Raw genomic sequence first — 5243 nt, forward strand, 5'->3', positions numbered from 1 at the left:
CTTCTTCGCCTCTTTGCCCCGAGGGTCCTTGCGGACCTTCGCCATCTCCTCGGCCTCGACGAACTTCGCCCAGGCGCTCGCGACCTTGCCGATCTCGGCATAGCAATTGGCGACGTTCATCAAGGTGCCCAGCTGCGGGTCGAGCCGATGACTCTCCGCAAACTTCGGGCAAGCGCTCTCGAAGTCGCCGTCCTTGATTGTACGCTTGCGTCAGCGTCGGGACAGTTCACTTCTCAAATTATTATAATTTTTCCATGTCTCCAGAACAAACAAATAATTCTTTAGCAGAGTCTAGACCAGAAGCAGTCCAAAAAACTTTTTCTCCAGAAGAAATAGATGTCTTTCTAGCAGAAACTAGACAAGAAGCAGTCCAAAAAACTTTTGACACTAATGATAGCCAAAGGTTACAACTCATGGTAGAATGCCTGGGCGATTCGCGAGGAATGGTACGCTTAGGTTTTGCTGAGACTCTTGGACAAATTGGCAAGCCAGCTACTCCTTTTTTGACTGAAGCTCTTCTAAATCATTCCGATCCTGTTGTGCGACGAGCTAGTGCTAAAACTTTGACCCTAATTGCCGATCCAGACACAGTTTCCCCCCTAGTCTATGCCCTACTTAATGATGAAGATACGGTAGTTAAAGGATCGTCGGTTGGTGCTCTAGCTCGGATAGGAGAATCTGCTGCTCCTGTGCTATTAGAGATTTTAGGATCGGCAGAATATCCAGAAAGCACTAAAGGTCATGCCGCTTGGGCTTTGGCATTTATTGGAGCTGAAGCAAAAGAGTATTTATATCGAGAAATTAATTCTGAAAAGGTAGCAGTTAGGTCTGCTGTAGTAGGAGCGATCGCCAAAATTGCCCAAGATTCAGGAGAAGAGGAGGCTATCAATATTTTGATAACTGCCCTGGGAGATTCGTCTGAAGAGGTACGCATTGAAGCAGCAGCAGTCTTGGGAAATTTAGCTTACAAACCAGCAGTTCCCAGTCTAGTTGAATTACTCAATCATCCTACTAGCGGTGAAACCCGCAAGGCAGCAGCTTTGTCTTTAATGAAAATTCGTTCCCATAGTGCTTTAGAACCGTTGCGAGTAGCATGGGAACAAGAGTCAGACGAGGAGATTAAGAAAATTATCAAATTGGCAATTACTCAATTAGAGAGACAATTACCAAACGATTGGGAATAATAACAAAACTTACGCTCTCAAACAAGAAACCGGGTTTATTGCCATAATTATTGTTGTTCAAATCAGGAAATTTCTCGATAAACCCGGTTTATGCCTAAGTTATAATCAATTATCGTACATAAATCATTAATTATTTCCCCTACTCCCTACTCCCTGCTCCCTACTCCCTGCTCCCTACTCCCTACTCCCTGACTTAAACTTCAACATATCCAAGCGAGATAAAGCACTATTAGCAGTTTGCCGTACATAGGTATCAGCAGATTCATCATTAGCTAATTTGCTTAATACTTCTCTAGAGCGATCGTCATCAATAGAGCTAACAGCATTAAGAATTGCTACTGCCAAGCCTAAATTATCAGTTCCATCAAGAACCTCCAGTAAGCTATCTAAAGCAGGCACACCAATAACCCCTAACGCCATTGCCGAAGCAATATGAACAACGGGATTTTCGTCATTGAGTCCTTTTTTCAAACCCTCAATTCCTTCAGAGGGGAAGGGAACATTCTTGTAGTTGATAGCTACCTGAGCTAAAGCCTTAGCACAACTGCTTCTAATAGTTGAATTATCACTTTTGAGTAATGAATCTACTAGAGATGGTACTGTATCTATCCCAATCGCCCCCAATGCCTTAACTGCTGCTCGCCGATAAACCGTATCTTCTTCTGCCAAAATTCCCATCAAGCGAGGAATAGTAGTTTCATCGCGAGTTTCGGCTATTTCCCACATTGCTCGCTCGCGCAAGTTAGGGTTAGGGTGTTTTAGTTGCTCAAATAATGAGGATTGTGTCATCTTTTTCTGGGTAATTTGACAAATAAAGTATACCGTAAGAAACTAACTGTTTCATTTTATTAGGACTTAGGCAGAAACCAGGTTTATCAAGGAAATTTCGTGATTTGAAATACAATAATACCAGGCATGAAAAAAGAATTCTACAAAAAAGTGCCAAAAACAATCGGAGATACTTAAACAGAGCTTCTCCAATTCATTTAAGAGGCGTTGCTGAAACCTTGGGATGAATCTTTGCACAAAAGGTAAATCCCATCTTTTACTTCCTATTTCTCTAAAACTATAATTCCAGAACGCAAATATGCAACACCCATTTGAGAAAGCTATATCTATCATTTTCCCTTTTTTTCTTCAATATTTATTCCAACTTCCGTCTTCCAACTTCCGTCTGATATCAAATCCGTTTAATTCGGTATAAAAAAATGTTCCATCTTCAACCATTACCAAATATTTCTTCATCTGTGCGTCTCCCTAACTCCCCATCTCGCCACACAGACCACACGGACTACCCTCTTTATCTAATTACACTCATGCTACCAGATTTGATATGACCTACGGAGGTTGCATGCAACCTCCCTACCATTTGTAAGAAACATTTATTGCGCTTGGTATAATCATGGCAATAAACCCGGTTTCTTGTTTAGGTGCGTAAGTCCTGTTTATATCAAATCCGATTGAAGAATTGTCCATAGCGACTGTTTCATGTCTGACGTTATACCAATTCCCAAAAGCATTGCTATACTTAGGTCACACTTCAGTTATTAAGTAATTAACACAGGGGAAATTACCATGCTTGCTAATAATAGCCCAGTTAATGTTTATTATTCTGATGTTTATTCCTCCCCACACGGACCACATTCCTCACACTTCCCCACCTGATCGGGTATACCTGCATTTCTCACAAACTTTGCGATTCTAGTCGCTAAAAACCTTGTATAGCAAGCATTTAACCCTGCTTAAAAGAGATAAAAAAAACAAAATACTGTTGAAAACCTTATTCTGCATGACTTTGAGTAGATAAGGATTTTGATAAGTCAAACTTATTTTGTGAGAAATCCGGGTATAGCATTCTTTTTGATAAATGGTATTACCTCCGCATTCCGCAGGAAAGGAAGAAAAGGAAGCAATTTATAAAACCTTGAGATTGCTTCCTTTCAGTCCGCTACAACTGGAAGGGATTTTCAAGTAATTATTCAGACTTAATATAGAATCCGGTTATATAATATATGTTGATAATTCTATAATTACTTCAATACTCAATCCCCTCATCTCCCCATCTCCCCATCTCCCCATCTCCCCCAACTATACAATAAGTATTCAACTGGATTTGATATAATATCCTCTATCCTCAGTCAAAAAAAACCAAGGAACTCTTGGTTAGTTGCTCACCCACTATTAGGTAAGTAACAAACTAAGAGTTCCAAAGTTATAAAATTAAAGCAGTTTTAAAGCAAAAGTATCACCCTTGCTTAAATTCCTATTTCTTAAGATAGGGAATTGATTACATAGTCGAGAAGAGCATTGTACTCAGTCAATGCTTGAGGAGACATATCGCGAGGAGCGCAACCACGATTACGAGCAAAGCTTAAAGCTTCAACATAAGGTGCAGTAGGTAAGCTCAGAGCGCGATAAACTTCACGCTGACCAGCAATTCCCCACTCATCAAGAGGACCAGTTCCACCAACAACTAAGCAGTAGTTGATCAAGCGCATATAGTGCTTGATATCGCGGAGACACTTAGACTTAAAAGTGTCTGTGGAATTAGCTTCACCAGCGTTGTTCAAGTAACCATACTTCTTGATGCAAGCATCATAAGCTTCTTGAGCAACTGCATCAAGATTGCTTCCTAGCTTTTCAGCAGCTTCTAGACGAGCTGCTGCACGCTGGATAGAACCTTGTACGGACTCTAGATCGGAGCTGCTAGGGAAACGACCTGCTGCATCAGCAGCGGAAACTACTGTGGTAATAACTGATTTCATGTCTTTAACTCTATTTTTTGTTGGACTTGATTGACATACACCCGAGGTTGTGCCTACATGACAACGCGGGATTCTTCAGCCTAAAAATTTGGGCCGCTGTTTATACAGAGGTGATGCCCTCCCCCTGTTTGAATACCTTAATCTGGTAAGCGAGACAGTTTGAGAGGGATTAGCTTAGAGCACCAATTACTGTATCAAAATAGCTACTTGCTTCAGCAACTAGGGTAGCACAGCGATCTTCTGTTACAGTAGCACCCATTATACGCTTTTTAGCTCCTGCAAATTCGTCACTTGGTTGATCTTTGATGTGAGCAGCAGCTTGAGCTTTCATAATTTGAACGGCACGAGCAGCAGATTGAAGAGGTACACCTAAAGCAATATAAGTTTCTTTTAAACCATTTAAGCAACGGTCGTTGAGAACTGAAGCGTCACCAGCTAGTAATGCGTAAGTAACATAGCGGAGGATGATTTCTCCATCACGCAAGCAAGCAGCCATGCGACGGTTAGGATAGCAGTTACCACCAGCTTGGATTAATCCACCGTTTTCGCAGATCATACCAGCGATAGCGTCAGATACCATGCAGCTTGCGTTGCTAGCAATAGCGTTTACTGCATCAAGACGTCTGTTGCCTTCAGAAATGAATTTTTTTAGGCCTTCTAACTCTGCACCACTAATAGCAGCAGTTTTTGTATCTGCTGTAACTACAGCTCTGGAAAAAACATCTAACATTGAGTTCTCCTTACTTTAAAAATCGTTTTTTCGTAACCTTGAAGATAAGTCTCTAACAAGAGGGTCTGTTTTGTCTCGCTTTCTGAGTAAGAAAGTAATATTTCGTAAACAAGTAAACATTTGTTACGATTTTCTAGCCAATGGGGTATCAAAACATAAGATAAAAACCAAATATTTACAGGACTTATACCATTTCTCAAAAAGAATGCTATATCCGATCGGGTGGGTCTGTGTGGTCTGTGTGGTCCGTGTGGGGGTAGGGACGTTGCATACAACATCCCTACAAAATAAGAATAATAAACATTAACTAGGCTATTATTAGCAAAAAAGTGATTTATCTTATTGTTAATTACTTAATAATTGAAGTGCGACTTAAGTATAGCAATACTTTTGGGAATTGGTATTACGCAAATACACTAGACATCTCCGGAAAAGAGGGAGTAGGGAGTAGGGGGAAAGAATTAATTATTTATGTGCGATAATTGATTTTATTTTTTATTATCACGCCTATGTATACTATATATAGCGCATGGTAAATAGAGCGATTGCTGGCGCAAAGCTCCG

4 protein-coding genes are annotated in these 5243 nt (G+C 40.7%); 1 reads left to right on the forward strand and 3 read right to left on the reverse strand.

Translation table 11 applies throughout. From position 1 onward, the window contains the following. The first annotated feature begins 254 nt into the window (after positions 1-254). Complete coding sequence (locus F6K22_RS30570) at positions 255-1184, forward strand: HEAT repeat domain-containing protein (protein ID WP_293106893.1); 930 nt, start codon at positions 255-257, stop codon at positions 1182-1184. Between the two features lie 174 nt (positions 1185-1358). On the opposite strand, the gene F6K22_RS30575 is transcribed toward F6K22_RS30570, so the two are convergent. The 3 genes from F6K22_RS30575 to F6K22_RS30585 form a co-directional block, all read right to left on the reverse strand. Continuing rightward, positions 1359-1973 (reverse strand): HEAT repeat domain-containing protein, encoded by a 615-nt coding sequence (locus F6K22_RS30575; RefSeq protein ID WP_293106896.1) that lies wholly within the window; start codon positions 1971-1973, stop codon positions 1359-1361. Between the two features lie 1481 nt (positions 1974-3454). Continuing rightward, the gene (locus F6K22_RS30580; RefSeq protein WP_293106899.1) at positions 3455-3949 is read right to left on the reverse strand and encodes a C-phycoerythrin subunit alpha; all 495 of its coding nucleotides are present in this window, start codon (positions 3947-3949) and stop codon (positions 3455-3457) included. A 169-nt stretch (positions 3950-4118) separates the two neighbouring features. Next, positions 4119-4679, reverse strand: a complete 561-nt coding sequence (locus F6K22_RS30585; RefSeq protein ID WP_293106901.1) for a phycoerythrin subunit beta — start codon at positions 4677-4679, stop codon at positions 4119-4121. Positions 4680-5243 lie beyond the last annotated feature (564 nt).

Origin of the sequence: Okeania sp. SIO2F4 (assembly GCF_010672385.1) — a bacterium.
Classification (GTDB): Bacteria; Cyanobacteriota; Cyanobacteriia; order Cyanobacteriales; family Microcoleaceae; genus Trichodesmium.